The organism is Oceanispirochaeta sp. (genome assembly GCF_027859075.1).
Taxonomy (GTDB): domain Bacteria; phylum Spirochaetota; class Spirochaetia; order DSM-2461; family DSM-2461; genus Oceanispirochaeta.
Map to the genome: position 1 here is coordinate 1 of NZ_JAQIBL010000195.1, position 19,833 is coordinate 19,833.

At 44.8% G+C, this 19,833-nt stretch carries 19 protein-coding genes; 10 read left to right on the top strand and 9 right to left on the bottom strand.

The features are described from left to right. The 4 genes from PF479_RS10825 to PF479_RS10840 all read right to left on the bottom strand — a co-directional run. Positions 1-662 (bottom strand): carbohydrate ABC transporter permease (locus PF479_RS10825; RefSeq protein ID WP_298006174.1); only part of this gene is annotated, 662 nt, incomplete at its 3' end. A 77-nt stretch (positions 663-739) separates the two neighbouring features. Then, positions 740-2,047, bottom strand: a complete 1,308-nt coding sequence (locus PF479_RS10830) for an extracellular solute-binding protein (protein ID WP_298006177.1) — start codon at positions 2,045-2,047, stop codon at positions 740-742. A gap of 114 nt (positions 2,048-2,161) precedes the next feature. Then, entirely contained in the window at positions 2,162-2,830 is a 669-nt protein-coding gene (locus PF479_RS10835) for a response regulator transcription factor (RefSeq protein WP_298006181.1), read from the bottom strand. After that, positions 2,827-4,185: a sensor histidine kinase gene (locus tag PF479_RS10840; protein ID WP_298006184.1), complete on the bottom strand. Its 1,359-nt coding sequence runs from the start codon at positions 4,183-4,185 to the stop codon at positions 2,827-2,829. The genes PF479_RS10835 and PF479_RS10840 overlap by 4 nt, the downstream gene beginning before the upstream one ends. Before the next feature lie 304 nt (positions 4,186-4,489). Between PF479_RS10840 and PF479_RS10845 the strand changes: the two genes are divergently transcribed. The 6 genes from PF479_RS10845 to PF479_RS10870 all read left to right on the top strand — a co-directional run bounded on the left by PF479_RS10845 (position 4,490) and on the right by PF479_RS10870 (position 11,827). Next, a complete protein-coding gene (locus tag PF479_RS10845) occupies positions 4,490-5,134 on the top strand; it encodes a CBS domain-containing protein (protein WP_298006186.1) in 645 nt (214 codons plus the stop codon). 358 nt (positions 5,135-5,492) lie between these two features. Next, the gene (gene chvE, locus PF479_RS10850) at positions 5,493-6,575 is read left to right on the top strand and encodes a multiple monosaccharide ABC transporter substrate-binding protein (RefSeq protein ID WP_298006188.1); all 1,083 of its coding nucleotides are present in this window, start codon (positions 5,493-5,495) and stop codon (positions 6,573-6,575) included. Positions 6,576-6,707: 132 nt separating this feature from the next. After that, on the top strand, positions 6,708-8,249 hold the full coding sequence (gene mmsA, locus PF479_RS10855) for a multiple monosaccharide ABC transporter ATP-binding protein (RefSeq protein WP_298006190.1): 1,542 nt from the start codon (positions 6,708-6,710) through the stop codon (positions 8,247-8,249). Then, a complete protein-coding gene (gene mmsB, locus PF479_RS10860) occupies positions 8,249-9,421 on the top strand; it encodes a multiple monosaccharide ABC transporter permease (protein WP_298006192.1) in 1,173 nt (390 codons plus the stop codon). Before mmsA ends, mmsB begins: the two co-directional genes overlap by 1 nt. Before the next feature lie 113 nt (positions 9,422-9,534). Beyond that, positions 9,535-10,314: a DeoR/GlpR family DNA-binding transcription regulator gene (locus PF479_RS10865; RefSeq protein WP_298006194.1), complete on the top strand. Its 780-nt coding sequence runs from the start codon at positions 9,535-9,537 to the stop codon at positions 10,312-10,314. Next, the gene (locus PF479_RS10870) at positions 10,307-11,827 is read left to right on the top strand and encodes a sugar ABC transporter ATP-binding protein (protein ID WP_298006197.1); all 1,521 of its coding nucleotides are present in this window, start codon (positions 10,307-10,309) and stop codon (positions 11,825-11,827) included. The genes PF479_RS10865 and PF479_RS10870 overlap by 8 nt, the downstream gene beginning before the upstream one ends. Here the strand turns inward: PF479_RS10870 and PF479_RS20785 are convergent. Then, on the bottom strand, positions 11,801-12,124 hold the full coding sequence (locus tag PF479_RS20785) for a nitrous oxide-stimulated promoter family protein (RefSeq protein WP_367277228.1): 324 nt from the start codon (positions 12,122-12,124) through the stop codon (positions 11,801-11,803). The genes PF479_RS10870 and PF479_RS20785 overlap by 27 nt on opposite strands. Positions 12,125-12,147: 23 nt before the next feature. After that, entirely contained in the window at positions 12,148-13,074 is a 927-nt protein-coding gene (locus tag PF479_RS10875) for an AEC family transporter (protein WP_298006199.1), read from the bottom strand. A 393-nt stretch (positions 13,075-13,467) separates the two neighbouring features. Here PF479_RS10875 and PF479_RS10880 point away from each other — a divergent pair, with 393 nt between their 5' ends. Further along, the gene (locus tag PF479_RS10880; RefSeq protein ID WP_298006202.1) at positions 13,468-13,674 is read left to right on the top strand and encodes a hypothetical protein; all 207 of its coding nucleotides are present in this window, start codon (positions 13,468-13,470) and stop codon (positions 13,672-13,674) included. Continuing rightward, the gene (locus PF479_RS10885; RefSeq protein WP_298006204.1) at positions 13,667-13,927 is read left to right on the top strand and encodes an RNA-binding protein; all 261 of its coding nucleotides are present in this window, start codon (positions 13,667-13,669) and stop codon (positions 13,925-13,927) included. Before PF479_RS10880 ends, PF479_RS10885 begins: the two co-directional genes overlap by 8 nt. Positions 13,928-14,056: 129 nt before the next feature. Here PF479_RS10885 and PF479_RS10890 read toward each other — a convergent pair whose 3' ends face one another. From PF479_RS10890 to PF479_RS10900, 3 genes are read right to left on the bottom strand one after another with little or no spacing between them, the layout of a single operon-like run. Continuing rightward, positions 14,057-15,235 carry a glycoside hydrolase 100 family protein gene (locus PF479_RS10890; protein WP_298006207.1) on the bottom strand — a complete coding sequence of 393 codons (1,179 nt, stop codon included), beginning with the start codon at positions 15,233-15,235 and terminating at the stop codon, positions 14,057-14,059. Further along, entirely contained in the window at positions 15,232-16,374 is a 1,143-nt protein-coding gene (locus PF479_RS10895; RefSeq protein WP_298006210.1) for a glycosyltransferase family 4 protein, read from the bottom strand. The genes PF479_RS10890 and PF479_RS10895 overlap by 4 nt, the downstream gene beginning before the upstream one ends. 9 nt (positions 16,375-16,383) lie before the next feature. Beyond that, positions 16,384-17,022, bottom strand: coding sequence for a hypothetical protein (locus PF479_RS10900; protein WP_298006213.1), 639 nt, complete (start codon positions 17,020-17,022; stop codon positions 16,384-16,386). A gap of 193 nt (positions 17,023-17,215) precedes the next feature. Here PF479_RS10900 and PF479_RS10905 point away from each other — a divergent pair, with 193 nt between their 5' ends. Then, positions 17,216-18,685, top strand: a complete 1,470-nt coding sequence (locus tag PF479_RS10905; protein ID WP_298006216.1) for a glycoside hydrolase family 130 protein — start codon at positions 17,216-17,218, stop codon at positions 18,683-18,685. A 207-nt stretch (positions 18,686-18,892) separates the two neighbouring features. Further along, on the top strand, positions 18,893-19,833 hold a 941-nt coding region (locus PF479_RS10910), incomplete at its 3' end, for an ABC transporter substrate-binding protein (protein WP_298006219.1).

Consider the following 19,833-nt stretch of genomic DNA (forward strand, 5'->3'; position numbering starts at 1 on the left):
ACAGAAAAGAGGATGACCGGTATGAGGAGGGGAAGGGTGATGGAGATAAACTGTCTGATTTTCGAAGCCCCATCCACCTCAGATGCTTCGTATATTTCATTATCGATATTTTGCAGACCCACCAGAAAAAACACCATATTATAACCGGTCCATCTCCAGGTCAGGGCAAGGATGATGGTGACTTTTGCCCAGAAAGGGTCGTTCAGCCAGCTGATTGGATCTGAGAGAATCTTAGAGGTCAGAAGGAAATTATTCAGCAGGCCGTTGGTTTGCAGCAGAATCCTGAAGAGGACTGAATAGGCTACCAGGGAGGTCACGCAGGGCAAAAAATATACCGTGCGGAAAAGGCCTTTAAATCTTCTGATCCCATGATGGAGAATCACAGCAATAATCATGGCCAAAAACACCATGAGAGGAATCTGTACAATCATAAAGAGAAAATTATGACTCAGGGCCTTCCAAAAAATCTGATCCTGAGCCATCCGGACAAAATTACCCAGTCCTACAAATTCGCTTGTCAGGCCTCTCCATTTCTGAGTCACCAACAGGAGGGATGAAGTAATCGGATAAACCATAAAGACCAGGTATAGTAGTATCGACGGTGCTATGAAGGTCCATCCTGTTCGATTCAGATAACGATGGAAGCTTGATGATTTTTTCATGAGTAATCCTTTTTTAAAATCAGGAAGTCAGTCGGCCTGTTCCCCTATCAATCGGGAACAGGCACTGTCGGAAGCGATTAGTTTCCGGAAATTTGTTTGTACTCTGCTTCTGCCGCCTTGATGACATCATCAACACTCGTAATGCTGCCTGAGAACATCAACTGCATTGCATTATTCAAGGCAGTTCTCATGGATGTGTAATTTGCTGTGTAGTAGAGAGTGGGAACTTTCTCCATCCAGGAGGAAAATTCTTTGTATACGGCCTGATCCTTGTAGAAAAACTCATCATTGGCTGTGTAGTTGGAACCCTTGCGGCTGGGAAGGAATGTACCCATGGCACCGGCACCTTTCAGGATATCATTATAGAACCCCAGGGCTTCTGGAGAGGTTCCTGCCCAGGTACTCTTGAGGAAATCGACTGCCAGATCTTTGTTCTTTGATGACTTAAAAACATACCAGGAGGAACCGCCGTTGTTGCTGGCGTTTTGAGCACCTTTTACACCCTCAACCAGGGGTGTGGGAGCAACCATCCATTTACCTGCATTTTCGGGCTTGGATTTAAGTGTACCGATAATCCATAGGGCATTCATCAAACCGACAGACTCATCATTATTAAAGGCGGCAATCCAGTTGTTCCAGCCTTCTGACATATACAGAATTCCTTTGTCATTCATTTCTTTAAGATAGGCAATTGATTTTCTGGTGGCTGGAGTGTTGTAATTCACACTGCCGTCTTTATTGAAGAACTGGGTTCCAGTGGATTGAACCATGATTCTGAGAAAGTCGAAAACAGTATTGTCATAGGCTATGAGGGCTTTTCCGGTTTTAGCTTTAACCGTTTCTCCCAGTTTGATGACTTCAGACCAGGTCATCCCTTTTCTGTAGTCTTCAGGATTCAGACCGGCAGCTTTCAGCATATCTGTTCTCAGGAAAAGTCCTGTTGATCCTGTGTCGAAGGGAATACCATAAATTTTGCCCTGATCGGTCATGGGAGCTACTTTGTACTGGGCAAACTGATTGAAGTCTATACCTTCTGCTTTCAGATCAACAAAGGATCCGGCATAGTTCTGGATGAACTTTTCGATGATGAAATCCTGGAAAAGAGCGATGTCCGGGAGCCCGGCACCACCGGCCTGCAATCCGGCTTCAATTTTACCTTCAATATTATCGGGAATATCAACAATCTCTATTGTGACTTCGGGGTGCATGGCTTCATATACCTTGGCAGCCTCTCCCATGGAATATCCGTTAAAATTGGGGTCCCAGCACCATACTGTCAATTTTTTGGCTCCAGATGCGCCCTCCTGTGATCCTGCGGCGAATACGCCCTGTAATGTGACAAGCAATAAGACTGCTGTCAAACATAAAATCAAACCTCTTTTCATTACTTTCTCCTTTGTGAGATGTGTTTGGATTTCTATATACTGTCATCCTTTGTTAAGGGGGCGATACGGACAAATATCACAAAATATTTGAGAACCCGGTACAAATGTCACAAATCAGATGTGGTAATGGATTTTATTGGCCAGTTGTATGATTTGGAATCTGTTGTTGATGTTCAGTTTTGAGTAAATGATGCTGACATGATTGCGTACAGTTCGTTCTGAAATGCATAATTCTTCGGAAATCTGGTCGTTATCATAACCCGTGGCAATGAGTGTAAAAATTTCCTTTTCTCTTCTTGACAGCTTCTCCACCCATTCCATCTGCTCCTTGAGATGATGGCTTTTATTGTTGTCTTCATCACTATGGAGGCTCTGGATGAGATTGCTGATGAGACTGGGTGAAATCTGAGTGATACCGCTGCTGACAGCCCTGATACTGGCGATGAGTTCTGTGGGCGATAGGTCTTTCATCAGGTATCCTGATGCTCCGTAGGACAGTGCCTGCCGGACATATTCATCTTCATCGAAGGTGGAAAGCATAATTATTTTTACATCTTTGCATTTTTTATGAAGTTCTCTTGTGGCTTCTACCCCATTCATCTCAGGCATATGGACATCCATCAATATGATTTCCGGTTTGAACTGTTCCCAGCAGGACAGGGCTTCCACGCCGTTGGAAGCAATCCCGACAACACGAATATCATCTGTGTAATTGTGGATAAATGTCTTCAGGCTCAAGGCAAAGAGATTCTGGTCATCGACGATTAAAACATGAATGCTCATGTCATGATTATATCAGCTCGAAGGGCTTTTTGTTCGATTTTTGAATCAGATCGGTCAGTTGAACCTCGGGCCGGTAGGGAGACTGGGCTTTGGGTTTCGTTCACCGGGATTCTCACATTCAGCTCGAACCCTCCGGTATATGTGGTGTTGACTGAAATCTGGCCATTTAGACTTCCGATTCGTTCTTCCATTCCTGAAAGCCCTATTCCCTTCACAACACTCTCAGATCCCAGTCCGTTGTCAATGATGGTCATATGAAGAATCTTGTTTTCGATGAGGAAGTGGATGGTAATTTCTGTCGCCAGCCCGTGACGGATGGCGTTGGTCAGGGCTTCCTGTATGGTTCTGTAGAGGGTGAAATTGATCTCTCTGGAAAAAGAATGGGGTGTGTTCCCCCAGTTTACATTGACCTTGACTCCAGTCACCTTCTGAAAAATTGTAATGATTTTATTGATGGCTCTGACCCCGTCTTCCTCGGGGATATGGCGCTCCCTGGTTTTTCTCAGGGCCGTTCTTGTTTCGTTTAACCCCTCCTTTGCCTGTTTCTGTGCAGTGATAAGGATATCCGAGAGGGAACTCTGATCATCCTGAGGGATACTGCAGGCAGCATTGAGAAGGGCAATAAGATTTGTAAAGATATATCCGGAAATGTCGTGGATTTCTCTGCTGATTCTATTTCTTTCCCTGTCAGAGGATTCCACATCTATGGTTCTGGCGTAATTTTGTAAATTTGAGTTGAATTCGGCCAGAGTCTTCATTGTCTCTTTCTGCATATGCAGATTTTTCTGCATCTCTTCTTTCTTGTCAGACTGAAGTATCATCAAATTGATACAAACCGCAAAAACTGTACATATAAAGCCCATTATCATCAGAATCTCTGACGATGCAAATACCTCAGAGCCATACAGATTATTATGGCCGAAGATGGTATTGAAGGTCTGGGAAAACAGAATACCTGCAATGAATATAAAAGACAGTATGAAATTGACCGGCCTTTTCTGAAGAAATGCGGTTTCAACAAGGAGACAGATCCCAAGAAGCAGCTTGATTGTATAGAAGCCTCCGACACCATAGCCTTGTATCATGATCAGGTAACAGCGGAAAATCAGAATGATGGCGGCGCCGAAGGATGTTTGTATTAAAAACAGGGACAGGCTGAGGGGGAAGGAAATAATCATAAAAACGATAAAAGTTTTTTCAAATATTTCAGGATTGACCACAGGAAGTATCAGTGAAGGATAAAGAAAACCAACCATGGTGTATGAGGACAAGACGATGCAACCATATAAAATGGCCATCATCTGCCCATGTTTGAGAAAGAGTAGTGCATCCTTTTCTGCCGTTAACAGAGACATTGTGTCATGAACCGCCTTTCACTCTATCTTCTTGCATGTAGACTCTTTCTGTCAACAAATAAGAGCAGCATGTTATTTCGGGCCAGCCTGAGGCTCTTTCTTGGTTCAAATTTGTCAGAATTAAAAAAAGAATTGCCAAGCTCCTCAATACAACTTAAAATTCAATTTGAGAAACCCCTCTTACCAGGGCCTGATTTGTGTATAGGCCCTTCGGCCCTGAGGGTAAAAACACCAAGGCCCTTCGGCCTTATCAAGGAGAACACCGAGGCTGTAAATCAGCCTCGGTAGAACATAGGAGCCAACAATGCAAGTACTGAATCGAATGACGAAGAATCCCATTTCCATCTCTCTCCACACCCCTGTTTCGGAAGCCCGCGAAAAGATGAAAAAGGAAAAGATACACCGGCTGCCGGTGGTTGATAAGTATGATCACCTTCAAGGGATCATCACTGAAAACGATATCCTTTATGCTTCTCCCTCTCTGGCTACCTCTCTGGATGTTTATGAAATCAGTAGTTTAATGGCCCGTCTGGAAGTGCATTCTGTGATGACCAAAGATGTCATCACCATCGGTCCGGATACTCCCCTGGAAGATGCGGCCCGGATTATGGCGGATAACAATATCGGGGGGCTGCCCATCATCGACAAAGGCATTCTGGTTGGTATCATAACAGAATCTGACCTGTTTCGTGTCTTTGTAGAACTCTTCGGTGCCCGGGAAAAGGGAATCCGCCTCACTGTTCTTATGCCGGAAAAGAGGGGTGAACTGGCAGCCATTTCCAAGGCCATCGCCGATGCCGGGGGTGATATTGTCTCCTTCGGAAATATGCTGGGCGAAAATGCTACCAACCGCTATGCCATCATCAAGGTTCAGAATATAACCGAAGAAGAGCTGGTTAAGTCTATTCAACCCTACACAGAAAGGATTGTAGACATCCGGGAGATCTGATTTTCAGGAAAATTCACAGGTTCAATTTGAAGGCTGTCCCTCAGAAGGCAGCCTTTTTGCGTGTCATGACAGCGGGGAATTAAAACCAGAATAAATAAAAGAACACAAACGAAATTGACTGATCTCGTTTAATCATTTGTAAAAAACTAATATATATCCCATGATTTTTACCCAAAACCCTTAATTAGGCAGATTTTACTGATTTTATAGAGAAAATAACATTTGACAGATCGGAAAAACAGGATTATTCTGCATAAACAATCAAACACAAGTGAACACAAACGAACATTGAAAGGTCCGGTGTCTGGTTGTAATTAAATGCGTTAACGTTAACGCAAAAAACTAAAGGAGCGGTATTATGTTTAAAAAAACAATTACCCTGATTTTGTTGGTTCTTTTTGCAACAACTCTTGCTGTTGCAAATGGTCAGGAAGAATCTTCTGACTCACAAGGTTACATTGGTGTAGCCATGCCCACCCAGTCTTCCCAGCGATGGATCCAGGACGGTGGAAATATGAAAGCCCAGTTGGAAGAACTTGGTTACAAAGTTGACCTCCAGTATGCTGAGGACATTGTAGAAAATCAGGTTTCTCAGCTTGAAAACATGATTACCAAGGGTGTTGATGTCATGGTTATTGCCTCAATTGACGGCGAAGCCATTACCAATGTTCTTCAGAAAGCAGCGGATGCCGGTATTCAGGTTATTGCTTACGACCGCCTGATCCGGAATTCCGGAAATGTTACTTATTATGCTACATTTGACAACTTCAAAGTTGGCGTTCAGCAGGGGTCCTACATTATCAAGGCTCTTAAGCTTGAAAGTGGAGCAAAAGGTCCTTTCAACATAGAGCTTTTCGGCGGATCTCCAGATGATAACAACGCCTACTTCTTTTATGACGGAGCCATGAGTGTTCTTCAGCCCTACATCGACAAAGGTGTTCTGGTAGTGCGGTCTGGTCAGACTGGAATGGATAAGGTTGCCACTCTAAGATGGGATGGAGCTACTGCCCAGTCCAGAATGGACAACCTGCTGACAGCATTCTATGCTGATGGTGAAAAAATTGATGCGATCCTGTCTCCCTACGACGGAATCTCCATCGGTGTGCTTTCTTCTGTTAAAAATATTGGTTATGGAACTACTGGACAGCCCCTGCCAGTAATCACTGGACAGGATGCAGAAGTTCCTTCCATGAAGTCCATCATTGCAGGTGAGCAGACTCATACTGTATTCAAAGATACAAGAGAATTGGCCCGTGTTGCCGTTGGTATGGTTGAAGCCATCCTTAATGGTGGAACACCCGAAATCAATGACACAAAGACTTATGATAATGGTGTGAAGATTGTTCCCTCATACCTCTTGGAACCTGTTTCAGTAGACATTACAAACTATGAAGAAGTACTGCTTGGATCAGGATATTATACAGCTGACCAGCTGAAGTAAAAACTCTGATATAATATGCCTGTTGTCCTGGTATAAATCGGGGCAACAGAAAGTCTTTGTTTACTAGAATTATAATGATAAAGGCGGCAGAGACGGTCTCTGCCGCCTGTTTAAATAGCTAAGGAGCCGGAAATGTCAGATACAATTCTGGAAATGAGAGACATTACAAAGCTGTTTCCGGGAGTGAAAGCACTGGATAATGTAAACCTCAAGGTAAAGGAATGTCAGATCCATGCCCTTGTTGGTGAAAATGGTGCAGGAAAATCCACACTTATGAATGTATTGAGCGGTGTGTACCCTGCGGGAACATATTCAGGAGACATCATCTACAAGGGAGATGTCTGTCAGTTTAAGGAAATCAAAGAAAGCGAGAAAAAGGGAATTGTTATCATACATCAGGAATTAGCCCTGATTCCCTACCTCTCCATCGCTGAAAATGTGTTTCTGGGGAATGAACAGCAGTCCGCCATGGGTGTGATTGACTGGGATCTGACCAGGACAAGAACGATTGAACTTTTAAAAAAAGTACGGTTGCATGATCATCCTGATACCAAAATCAAAGATATCGGGGTAGGAAAACAGCAGCTGATTGAAATAGTCAAAGCACTGGCGAAAGATGTCAAACTCTTAATCCTGGATGAACCCACGGCTGCTTTGAATGAGGAAGACTCAGATAACCTCCTGAATCTCCTCCTTGATCTGAAAGAACACGGCATAGCTTCCATTATTATCTCTCATAAACTGAACGAAGTGACCCGGGTGGCCGATGAAATCACGGTCATCAGGGATGGAGCCACCATCGAAACCCTGAAAAAGGGATCTGATGATATCACAGAAGACCGGATCATCAAGGGCATGGTAGGCCGGGAATTAACAGACCGCTTTCCACGGCGTGAGCCCCATGTGGGGGATGTCATGTTCGAAGTGGCAAACTGGAATGTCTTTGACCCCATGAATGAGGATAGGAAGGTTATCAATAACGTGTCTATCAATGTTCGGAAGGGAGAAGTCGTCGGCATTGCGGGATTGATGGGTGCAGGCCGAACAGAGCTGGCAATGAGTCTTTTCGGGAAGAGTTATGGCCGGCATATTACCGGGCAGACATACAAGGATGGAAAGGAAATACATCTGAAATCTGTCAGTGATGCCATAAAGAACGGCCTTGCCTATGTGACTGAAGACCGGAAAACGGCCGGTTTGATCCTTATTGACGATATCAAACGTAATATTACTCTCACCAGCCTGAATAAAATCAGTAAAAATATGGTGGTGAATGATAATATGGAAATCCGTATTGGAGAAAAGTACAGAGAGAAACTGAACATCAAGTCCTCCAGTATCCTTCAGAAAACGGGAAACCTTTCAGGAGGAAACCAGCAGAAGGTCGTTCTCAGCAAATGGATCTTTTCTGAACCGGATATTCTCATCCTGGATGAACCGACCCGGGGAATTGATGTGGGTGCTAAATATGAAATATACCCCATTATCAATCAGCTGGCGGCTCAGGGAAAATCTATTATTATGATTTCATCAGAATTGCCGGAAGTCCTGGGAATGTGCGACAGGATCTATGTCATGAACGAAGGAAATATCGTGGGAGAACTGGCAAAAGATGAAGCCACTCCTGAAAGTATCATGAAATGTATTATGCAGAATAAAAGGGAGAGCGTGTAATGGAAAAAATCCTCCATACTTTCAAATCTCATATGCGTCAGTACGCTATGATCATCGCACTTGTTGCGATTATGATCCTGTTCCAGGTTACAACTGGCGGGATTCTGCTGAAACCTCTGAATGTGACCAACCTGGTTCTTCAGAACAGCTATATCCTGGTATTGGCCATCGGGATGCTGCTTTGTATCCTCACAGGTGGAAATATCGACCTTTCCGTTGGTTCCGTAGCGGCCTTTGTTGGGGCTGTCTCTGCCACATTTATTGTGACATTTCACATGCCCGTCTTCCCCGCGCTCATTCTGTCTCTGATCATAGGAGCCTTAGCTGGTGCCTGGCAGGGCTATTGGATCGCCTATGTGAGAATACCGGCGTTTATCGTGACTCTCTCGGGGATGCTTGTATTCCGGGGCTTTACAATGATCACCCTGAAGGGACAAACCCTGGCTCCCTTTCCGGTCTCTTATCAGAAGATTGCCTCCGGATTTATCCCCGATGTTCTGAGAGGAGGAGGCGAAGGACTTCACATTACAACACTTGTTATTGGAGTTGTCTGTGCCATTGTTTATCTGATTTCCGTGCTTCGTGACAGAAGGAGTAAACAGAAGTATGATTTTGTCGTCTCATCTATCCCTGTATTTGCCCTGAAAGTCGGTCTTATGATGGTGGTTATCAATACTTTCACCTACTGGCTGGCACGGTATAGGGGAATTCCCAATGTCCTTGTTCTCCTGACGGTCCTGGTTATGGCGTATACTTTTATGACCAATAAAACCATTGTGGGACGGCACATCTATGCCTTTGGAGGCAACGAAAAAGCAGCTAAGCTCTCAGGTGTGAAAACCAACAGGGTTCTCTTTGGTGTTTATGTCAATATGAGCGTTCTGGCGGCTCTGGCGGGCATCATTTTTGCAGGACGTTTGAATGCGGCTACTCCCAAAGCGGGGACTCTTTTTGAACTGGATGCCATCGCATCCTGCTTCATCGGGGGAGCCTCTGCAACGGGTGGTGTTGGAACAATCATCGGTGCCATCATCGGTGGTCTGATCATGGGAGTTCTCAATAACGGTATGTCCATTATGGGGATCAGCATTGACTGGCAGCAGTCTATCAAGGGGCTTGTTCTTCTCTTTGCCGTTGCTTTTGATGTTTATTCCAAATCAAAGTCAAAGTAATTGTTTTCATAAAAAAGAGTAAAGACCTGACTCCCTAACCCCTGAACCAGTGAATTGACAAGTTCAGGGGTTTTCTATTCAGAACAGTGATTATCCGCTATTATGGAGACGAAATGTTTGCAGTGGAACGAACCAGGATTATTAAGAAATACCTCCTGGAAAATAAGAAAGCAGAAGTTGCCGTACTCAGCGAGATTCTGGATGTCACAGAAGTCACTATCCGGAGGGATCTGGAGAAGCTTGAAACCGAAGGCTTTCTGAAAAGAATGCATGGCGGTGCCATCCTCAATGAAATTGAAGAATCTCCTTACCTGATTGAACCAGATCCCTTTGATGAAGATCGTCAGGAGATCGGACAGATTGCCAGCCGTCTTGTCGATGATAATGATGTCATTATGATTACTCAGGGACTGACTTCCCTGCAGCTGGCCCGGAATCTGGGTGATAAAAAAAATTTGACAGTTCTCACCAATGATCTGCTTATTGCTCTGGAACTGACGGCCCATTCGGCGATCAAAACGATCCTTCTGGGAGGAGACCTGGAGCATCAATCCCGGGGTGTTTATGGAAACTATACCATCAACAGCATTCGTTATTTCTTCGTAAATAAGACCTTTTTTGAAGTAGAAGGCCTGAATCAGAACTCCGGATTTACCGTCTCCAGCATTGAGAAAGCCAATCTCATACAGGAATCCCTGAAGATTGCTTCCGAGACTATCTGCCTGTGTTCGGCAGACTGCTTCGGCAAAACCGCATTCTATCCCGTGGGTGCCCTGACTCTGGCAGAAAAAATAGTTACAAATTCAGGGATTGACGATGAATATAAAAATCTGATCTTTGGTCAGGATATACAGCTTTTTACTTCTCTCCAGGTATATGAAGGTCATGTCTGATACCCCGCTCCTGAAACTCATTCAGATTGAGAAACATCTCCCAGATGATTTTTACCTGAACAAGATTAGTCTTGAACTGAAACCGGGAGAAGTTCATGTTGTCATGGGGGAGAACGGATCGGGGAAGAGCTGCCTCATGCATATCATCAGCGGTCTTCTACAGCCGGACTCGGGAAGAATGGAAATTCTGGGAGAAGAGGTTTTTCTCAAAAATCTCACGGATGGACAAAATCATTCAATTATCTACATTCAGCAGAATGCTAATATCCTGCAGAGCCTGAGCGTGGCTGAAAATATTTTTTATTACAGGATGCCCTACAAAAATTCCTTTTTAAAGATCATTGACCACAATCTATTGAATAAAATGTGTTTTGATCTTGTGAAAGAGCTGGACCTTCCTTTTAATATCCATGACCAGGTGCATCAGCTGGGACTGGCGCAGAGACAGATTCTCGGCTTTTGCAGGGCCTATGTTTCTGATTCCCGGATCGTCATTCTGGATGAACCGTCGGCATCTCTGACAGATCATGATCAGATTATCCTTCATACAATAATAAATCGCCTGAAAGAGCGAGCTGCGGGGATCTTGTATATCTCTCATAATCTGAATGAAATACGTCTGTTCGGTGACCGGGTCAGTGTCTTGAATAAAGGACTGCTGGCGGGAACGCTTGATTTGGCAATCCATGGGGATGAGGATATTATCCATCTGATGTCCGGTGCAGTTCATAAAAACCGCTACCCCCGCATGAAGGTCAAGTTGGGCCGGGAGCTGTTGAAGGTCAAACATCTATGGGCAGAACCTATCCTGAAAGATATTAACTTTTCTCTCCACAGGGGAGAAATTATAGGCATCACCGGCCTGGCAGGATCCGGAAGAAGTTACCTTGCTCATTGTTTGTTTGGAGTCCACAAGATAGATATCGGAGCCATTGAGGTGAATGGAAAGGGAGTGCAGATTGACAATCCGTTTGATGCTATTCAACAGGGAATTGCTCTGGTACCGGAAGACCGGATCAGCGATTCTCTTGTGAGTTGTCTGGATATCTCCGAGAATGTTTCCCTCAGTTCTCTCAAACGTTTTTCCCGCTTTGTCTCTCTGAATACTACATTTTTAAATCAGGTGGTTCTGGATTATATTCGCAAATTCAATGTGGAGTCTTTCGGATTCAAGAAGAACATGAGCGAGTACAGTCTGGGGAACCAGCAGAAAGTTGTCTTTGCCAAATGGATCATGAAACGTTCCCGTGTCTTCATTCTTGATGAACCGACCCGGTCTCTGGATATTCCGTCACGGGTGGATCTTTACAATTCTATGAACGATCTGATCAGTAAGGGGGCGGGTATCCTCTTTATTTCGTCGGATATTGAAGAAATTCTGGGGATGTGTGACAGAATCCTCGTCTTGTCAGAAGGTCGCTTTGTCTGTGATCTGGATGGTAAGGCTGCCAGCAAAGAGGTTATTCTGGGTTATGCAACAGGAGAATTACAGCCTCTTCTTCCGGAACTTTAAGGTCAAAAATAAATGCCTTCCAGCCAGAACAGGATTATGCAGGATCAGTCTGGGGCCGGTAAAACGCATTACTGTTCTAATCCTGTCCCTATGATCCTTATCATAGCAATGAACCTTGCAACTGGAGCAGGTTCTGCCGTATTTTTTGAATGGACATTTGAGAGTTTTTTGATTCGAATAATTCAGATCTGCAGTACAGGTTTGACATAGAAACTTGGACGGGTCCAAATGATTTGCACGACAATACAAAGAATAGGTTCTTCTAAGAGTTTTAATATCCAGTTCTTTATAATTCATTACACCAGCCAGGATCGAACCGATTAATAGAGAACAGTCATAATAATAAGAATTGTGACTGAAATGACTGTACTCAGGGAAAGAGTGTTGTTCACGTAGTCCAGGTTTTCCCTGTCCTCCTGTTTCATATAGATAGAGATCACAAAGGGAGGGGGGAGGAGGAACATGGTGAGAAGAGCCATTTCATAGATCCGGTCCAGACCCATATATTCCCTGATAATAAAACGATTTACCAGCAGAGCCAGGATGATGAGGAAGGTTTTGCGAATCAGGACCGTTTTAAGAGCCAGAACCATTCCTTTCCTCTTGAAACTCAACTCATAGCCTATCATCAGAGAGATCAGGGGCACTGTCAGATTCCCAGCCAGTACGAGGAATTCTCCCAGGGCTCTGGTCAGTGCATTGGGATTAATCATTGTTTTAACGGTACCGGTAAGCAGTCCGGCAAATATTGCCAGGATCACAGGGGATTTTATGAAGGAAAGGAGAAGGACTCGTGCAGAGCTGTGTCCTTCCTTTTCTCTGATCAATAGTGCCATCAGTATGAAGAACACAAAGAGAACCTGTCCCAGGTCCATGAGAGCAAACTTTGCTAGATGCTCATGCCCGTAAATGGAGAGGAACAGGGCATATCCCAGCATCCCCATTTCAAAACCACCCATCATAAGGGACCAGTAGGGTGTCTTGATCTTCAGTATTCGGGCAGTAACCTTTCCAATAAAAATCATCAAAGCACAGATCAAAAAGATGAGAAGGACGAGCAGAAGGAAACGGACTTCCAGATTCAACGAGGCAAAGGCCTGAAACAGGAGCGCCGGAAGGGCCAGGTTCGAGACAATTTTTTTAATATCGCTGCTGCTTCCTTCTTTCAGGAAATTTTTATTTTTAAGCAGGGTTCCAAGAGCGAAAAACAGAAGAACCGGTAGAATACTGAGAAAAATAGATATCATTTGAGTTCCTTTATGAAAGCCTTTCTTCATAGTACTATAAATGCCTGCATTGAAACAGCTTAAAACAACAATGCTGTATAGCAGAATCCTGGATGGAATTTGATCTTGTTCCTTCTAATTTATGATTCCATCAGAAGCCGGGAATCCCGCCCTGATTTTTTTTGAAAATAAATATTGACAACCGCCGGGATTTGACCCATTTATATATACAGTTACTGTGTCATTGTCGATGGCCTTTAATGACAGACTAAGGACCCTATAGGCTAACAACGTCTGTTATCATCTTCCTTTATTTGCTTTGTCTTTTGGAGTTGGTTTCAGTTTGTGGATTTTCGGGGAGTTCCTCTAATAATCCACTCAGAGAGTCCTTCTGCAAAGCATACTGAGGTTCTTATGAAAAAAGAATTATGGTTCCTGACTCAAGACGATGAGCTGGTGGATGTCTACGATGACAGAGACATCGCTACGGAAGAACGTATTTATCTTAAAGAGGACAATCCTCTGGATACAATACGACTTCATTCAATAGGTATTGCAGAATTGAGTAACTATCCTGACGAATATGAGTTTGCTCAGGAAAGGGGGTTGTTGGATGAATGATACAATTGTTGAAGAAGTATACCTGGGAAACTTAAGCTACGATATTACCAGGGATGATCTCCATGAAATGCTGGAGCAATTCGGAGCCGTAAGCGAAGTCAATCTTGTTGAGAACAAAGGCATTGCTTTTGTCAGGTTTGAACTGGTCGAAGATGCAGAGCTGGCCATAAAATCACTGGAGGGCGTTGACTTCCTGGGACGGAAACTGGTTCTTGACTGGGCCAAGCCTAAAAAAGCCACAGCTCATATTTAGGACTGCAGTGAACAGTGTCGGAGACTGGTTCTTGCCGGTATGGGCAGCTCCGGCGGATCAGCAGGTTCATGATTTGAATTTAAGAAATTATGAACAGCTTTTTAAAAGCAATAAGAAAAACTTCTGCTCTTAAACGGATGTTGAACGGATACGGTCAAAGTATGGAGTATTCCTTTCCCGCACGCAGCGGGCCGCATACAGATACATGGCCGCAGACCAGGTTTGCCAGTCCTGCCCCCGGGGGGTTCCATCCTGTGCTTTTATCCATTCATTGAAACCAAAGGAAAGATTTTTATCAGTTGTCTTTCTGACCTGTTCTGTCAGAACCAGCAGCTTTTCTTCCGCCAGTTGATACTCTTCGGCGGCTACAATTGCAGATATATAGAACCCGCTGATATAGGGCCAAATCCCTCCATTATGGTATTCTCCGGGTCTATTGAACTCTTCATAGCGATCCAGCCAGTCCGGATCGTCCCTATTCATATAGGGGAAGAAATTGGGTGCTATGTCGACTGCCAGATCTCCCTGCTTGATCATGGCTTTGCACTCTTCGTTTATCCATGAAATAATTTCTTTTGATCTTTTCAAGGGAGCCATTCCTGTCAGGATGGCCAGGCTGTTGCCAAGCAGATCAAAGCGTTCACTGCTGTAGATCTTGAAGATCCAAAAGGCGTAATAAGGCTTGCTCAACTGACTAAGCCTGTTGTGTACATGGTTGTGCTTCTTGTCTTTTGTTATGGCGAATCGGCTGAAAGATGAGGCCAATGCTTCTGCCTTTTCGGTGAGGCCGAAAAACTGAAGGTAAGCATAAGCCAGGGTGTTCACAAATAGGCCATAACCGATGACCCACTGTTCATCCCGCCAGTCTGTGGTGGGCAGCTGGCCGATAAAGTTCCTGTCTGTCGGGCTCTGGTAGCTCATCCAGGTTAGAGCCTTTTGGGCGGCATCTTCCAGGAACTGCTCCTCACCGGTTGCAATTCTAAATATTGCCAGGCCTATAAGAAAGAGGGGCGTCGTATCGCTTGATCCCCGGTTTTCCGGGTCATGAACCAGGGAAGGACTCTGACCATGGGGGGACTGATTGGATGCCAGGGTCGTGAGAACTCTTCGCATCTGCTCCATAAGCTCAGGATCTCCGGAAAGGACAAATCCAGGCAGAGCAATCATCAGATCTCTTGTGTAGGGTTCCGGGTAACCCCAGCCTGCGGTCCGGGGGAGTTTATCAAAAGGGCCCTTTGCATTATGTTTCAGAACCTGGAGAGCCATTTTTTCCGCTTCTTCAATAAGATGCCATTGGTCTGTATTCATTTCAGATCCAGCTTTTTCTGTACTATCTGCATAAATTTTTGGGCCACAACCATATAATCAAAGTTTGTGACAACATGTTCTCTCGCCGCCTTTCCCAGACGTTCCCGCAGGGCTTTGTCATTCATCAGCTGGAGTAGAGAGTCTTTTAAGTCGGGGATACTGGCCCTGTAGTCAACAATCCGGGGCGGATCAAACTTAATCTTCGTGTTTTCCGGATAGCCTGACTCACTGCCCAGGATGGTCTCATGAAGGACAATCTGCTGAGCGACTCCGGCCAGCAGGGCCGTTTCTCCATGAATCATTGTATCTTTCGGCCCCATGGCGTTGATACTTATAACAGGTTTGCCGCAGGCCCCCGCTTCTACCTGAGGCATACCAAATCCCTCCAGCCGGGCCGGGGCTGCATAGATATCACAGGCCGATATCAGGTAGGGGACAAAATTCCGGGAGATAATGCTTGTTTGAAAGTCCATTTGCTTTTCGATTCCAAGTTCTTTGGCAAGCTTTTCGTCCATAGTGTTCTGTGCCGTTGTTCTGTCCTGGGGCCAGACCTTACAGACATAACGCCAGTCTGGAATTTTCCCCTGGAGTCCGGCCAGGGCATGCATCACTTCCTGTGCCCCTTTGGATGCCGCATCCCCCCCGATGGTCAGCATCATCAACTGATTGTCTGAAATTCCCAGGTTTTTCCTTATGGATTTGACTTTGGGGTCATCCTGGGAAATGGGATGGAATATTTCTGTTTCACATCCTACAGGCAGAACTTCTATGTTATCTCCGGAGATTCCATCTCTTACATACATATCCTTGACCCACTGTGAGGTAACAAGGATGAGAGGCAGCTTGTTCAGAACATCCTGATAATTGGCGATATAGCCATCGGCTACAAGCCAGGGGACGGCAGTGGCGCCGAATTTCTGAGGATGAAGTATTATATCGGGGGCATAGCCCCAGTATCCCACACCGGTGACAACATCGGGCTTGAACCAGTTGTAATACCATTCCTTTTCCAGGGTGGATTTGGAGTTCACCGCATAAACATCCACACCCATTTTCTTAAGGCCCCGGTACAGCATGTCTCCTTGAGTGGCCAGACCTCCGGGTGAGGGAGGATAATCATACAAGATCAGTACTTTCATATTTTTACTTCATCCTTTTTTAAGCCATTCTGCAGCTTGTTCTTGAGTAGTCACTTGCCAGAAGGCCTCTATCCGCGGGGTCGTTCTGGCTTCAAAACCGTCCTTATCAAATCCATATGTCTCAGTGATGATGCTGTATTTCTTCTGCCATATTTCTTCACTGAGGACTTGCTGGATAGGGGCGGATGATATGGCATGGGGCAGGGTGGACTTTTGTTCGTCTTCATAGGCGAATAGTCTTATTTCACGGGCCTTCAGCTGTCCAGAGACCCAAAGAGCCAAAACGGCCCGGCCCGCCTCTTCATGCCTTTTATGTCTGGTGTATTCTCCAACAGGGCTGTGTGTGTAAATGAGAGCATAGGTCAGTTGCGGAAGGATATTCATGATAGTGCTCCCCATAAGACCCTCTTCCAGTGTCTTTTGATCGGGTTCGTCATCCAGGTCCGCCATTTTTCCTCTGGCTCCTAATTCTTTCAGAGCCTGATAGAATTTGGGAGAACGGTCTGTATCGGATTTCCTGCAGAGGCTCAGGATAAAACACTCTTGAAAATTACTCCTCAGAATTGATCCTCCCGCCCAGAGTGTCTCATCATCCGGATGGGCAACGATGAGGGCAATCCTGTCCCCGTCCTTGGAATCAATGTTCATATATCTCCTCTTTTACTGAATTATTGTTCATTCTATTTTCTCGAACAAGGTATATTTATTAAATCATTCGTTAAACCTTTTCTATTCAGCCTGGGCTGATTATCTTTTTCAAAATTTATGAGGCGGGAAAGACTGAATTGAATTAGAATACAAATATAATTAATGAAGCAACCCAAATTATATGAGGTCGATTATGCAGGTGAATGTGAAAAGGCGGGATATTACATTCAATCCCGATTTCTCTCGGGTTATAGCCCGATACCTCTATACCGGTGATGAGCGTAGTGCCATTATTATCAGAAGCGTCCTGGAACTCAGTGATGAGGAAGTGAAGGACAAGCTGAACCAGGTTCTTCGAAGATACTCGAAAAGACACCGGAACATTTCACAGGTTTTTGAGAAGCATTATAAATTATTGGCAGACCTTTTCACACAAATGGAAATTGATATCGATTCGATTGATTTGCATCGCCGGAATTTAATCGGAGCCTATTTTACGATGGAATACTCCATTGAGGCCGCCGCCTTTTTTAACCCTTCCATCGTGGAGTCCCCTGATCAGATGGGACTTGTTCCAGGAGAAAAAAGGGTAATTCTCAGCTTCCGGGCAACAGGAGAGGGGCATCTTTCTTCCATTGTTTTCAGATCAGGGATTCTGAACAAGGATGGACATTTTACAATGGATCCTGTGGGGACCATGTTGGCTGAGGCAGATAGGATTAAGCGCCATGTGTACCACAAAGAGCAGTTCCTTATGGATCTTAATGAATTGCAGGAATATAGCAGTGGTCCGACTCCATCAGTCGTGCTTTCCAGTTTAGGTGATGATTTTACCTATGGTGAACTGGAAACATGCATCAGGAATGCTCCCGATAAGCATGGTTCCTCCATGGATGAAAAAGCATTTTTCAATCAGATCATGTGGCTGGCCTCTTCCCATTATGAAATTGAATTTACCCTCGACTCATCCCTGTGCGAACGGGTTATCTTTCCCATCTCTTCAACTGAAAGGCGGGGGATTGAAGATGCCCGGTTTGTCAGGTTTACCGAGGAGAACCAGACACAATATTACGGGACCTATACCGCCTATGACGGGATATCCACCATGCCCAAGCTGATTGAGACCAAGGATTTTTATCATTTCAAGGTCCATCCACTCCACGGGAATATTGCTAAAAACAAAGGAATGGCTCTCTTTCCCCGCAAAATCAGAGGACAATATGCCATGCTCTGCCGGATGGACGGAAGGAACAACTATATCTCTTTTTCTGATAATATCAACATCTGGAATGAAGCCAAGATGGTCCAGTCTCCCCGGTATACCTGGGAGTTTATCCAGGTCGGGAACTGCGGGTCTCCCCTGGAAACCGAGGATGGATGGCTTGTCATTACCCACGGTGTGGGTCCCATGAGAGAGTACGTCCTGGGAGCTTTGCTTCTTGATCTGGAAAATCCTGAGATTGAGATTGGACGGCTTGACTCCCCCCTGTTGGCTGCCAATGAAGTGGAACGGGAGGGTTCTGTTCCCAATGTTGTATACTCCTGCGGTTCCATTATTCATAATGAGGATCTCATCCTGCCTTATGCCGTTTCGGATTACTCATCAACTTATTGTACGGTCAACCTGAAAGAACTGCTGGCGGAGCTGAAGAGAGAAAAATAAATCATTCCTTGCTGAAGATTCTGATCAGGTTTTATTGGTCAGGATCTTGGCGTTGAGTCTGTATCTAGTCCCATAGCCATAAAATTTATTTCTTCATTGACAAAAAACGAATCTCTTGCAATTATTAAATTCAATGAATGAATTAAAGATTGCCTGTTTTTGTCGGAACGGCTGGAAGGATTCATTCTCAAATTATGGAGGTCTAAAATGATCAAAACACTTAGGAAAGCTGTGCTTTTGACAACAGCTTTTATGTTGTTCCTCGGAACTTCTTTGTTTGCTACGGGTACACAGGAAGCAGCAGAGAAAGGCGTTGTTCTGTCAACTTATCTGCAGATTGATCCTGCAAATCCCCAGCAAATGGGATATGTCGAAATGCAGGCTGCTTTTGAGGCCAGTCGTCCGGACATCACTTTTCAGCATGAATATGCGACAGGTGAAGCATTCCACCAGAAATTCCAGGCTATGGTTGCCTCCCGAGAACTTCCAGATGTCTTTACAACATACATTGGTAAAAGAACGGCTTATGTCACGGAAACCGGAAATGCAATGGACTTGAATGAATATCTGACAGATGATTTCAAGAGTCAGTTCAGTTCAGCCACCTGGGAGGCTCAGGGAAGCAAGGGCGAAATCTACACCATTGCACCTTCCATGGCTGTTTGTCATGCCATGTATGTCAATACGGCTCTCCTGAAAAAACTTGGATTGACAATTCCCAAAACATATAATGAACTTCTAGCTCAGGTGAAGACAATCCGTGATGCAGGATACTATCCCGTATCCATGGGTAACAAGGACCAGTGGGTCGTCAACTCATGGCTTCTCAGTGCTTTTGTTGACCGCATGGGTGGTAAGGAATGGTTTAATAAGGCGATGGTTGGAGATGCCAGTTTTACAGATGCTCCCTTTGTTAAATCTTTAGCGTTTGTTAATGATATGGTTCAGAAGGATGTTTTTTCACCAGGTGTCAACCAGATGTCCAACACAGAAGCCGATCAGGAATTTTATCAGCAGAAATCCGTCTACCTGATTGATGCAGGTTGGAGAACATCCGGCATGATCACGACTCTCCCTCAGGAACAGCAGGATGCCATTGAAATGATTGTATTTCCCGCTCTGCCTGGTGAAGTCGTTTCCAATTCCAG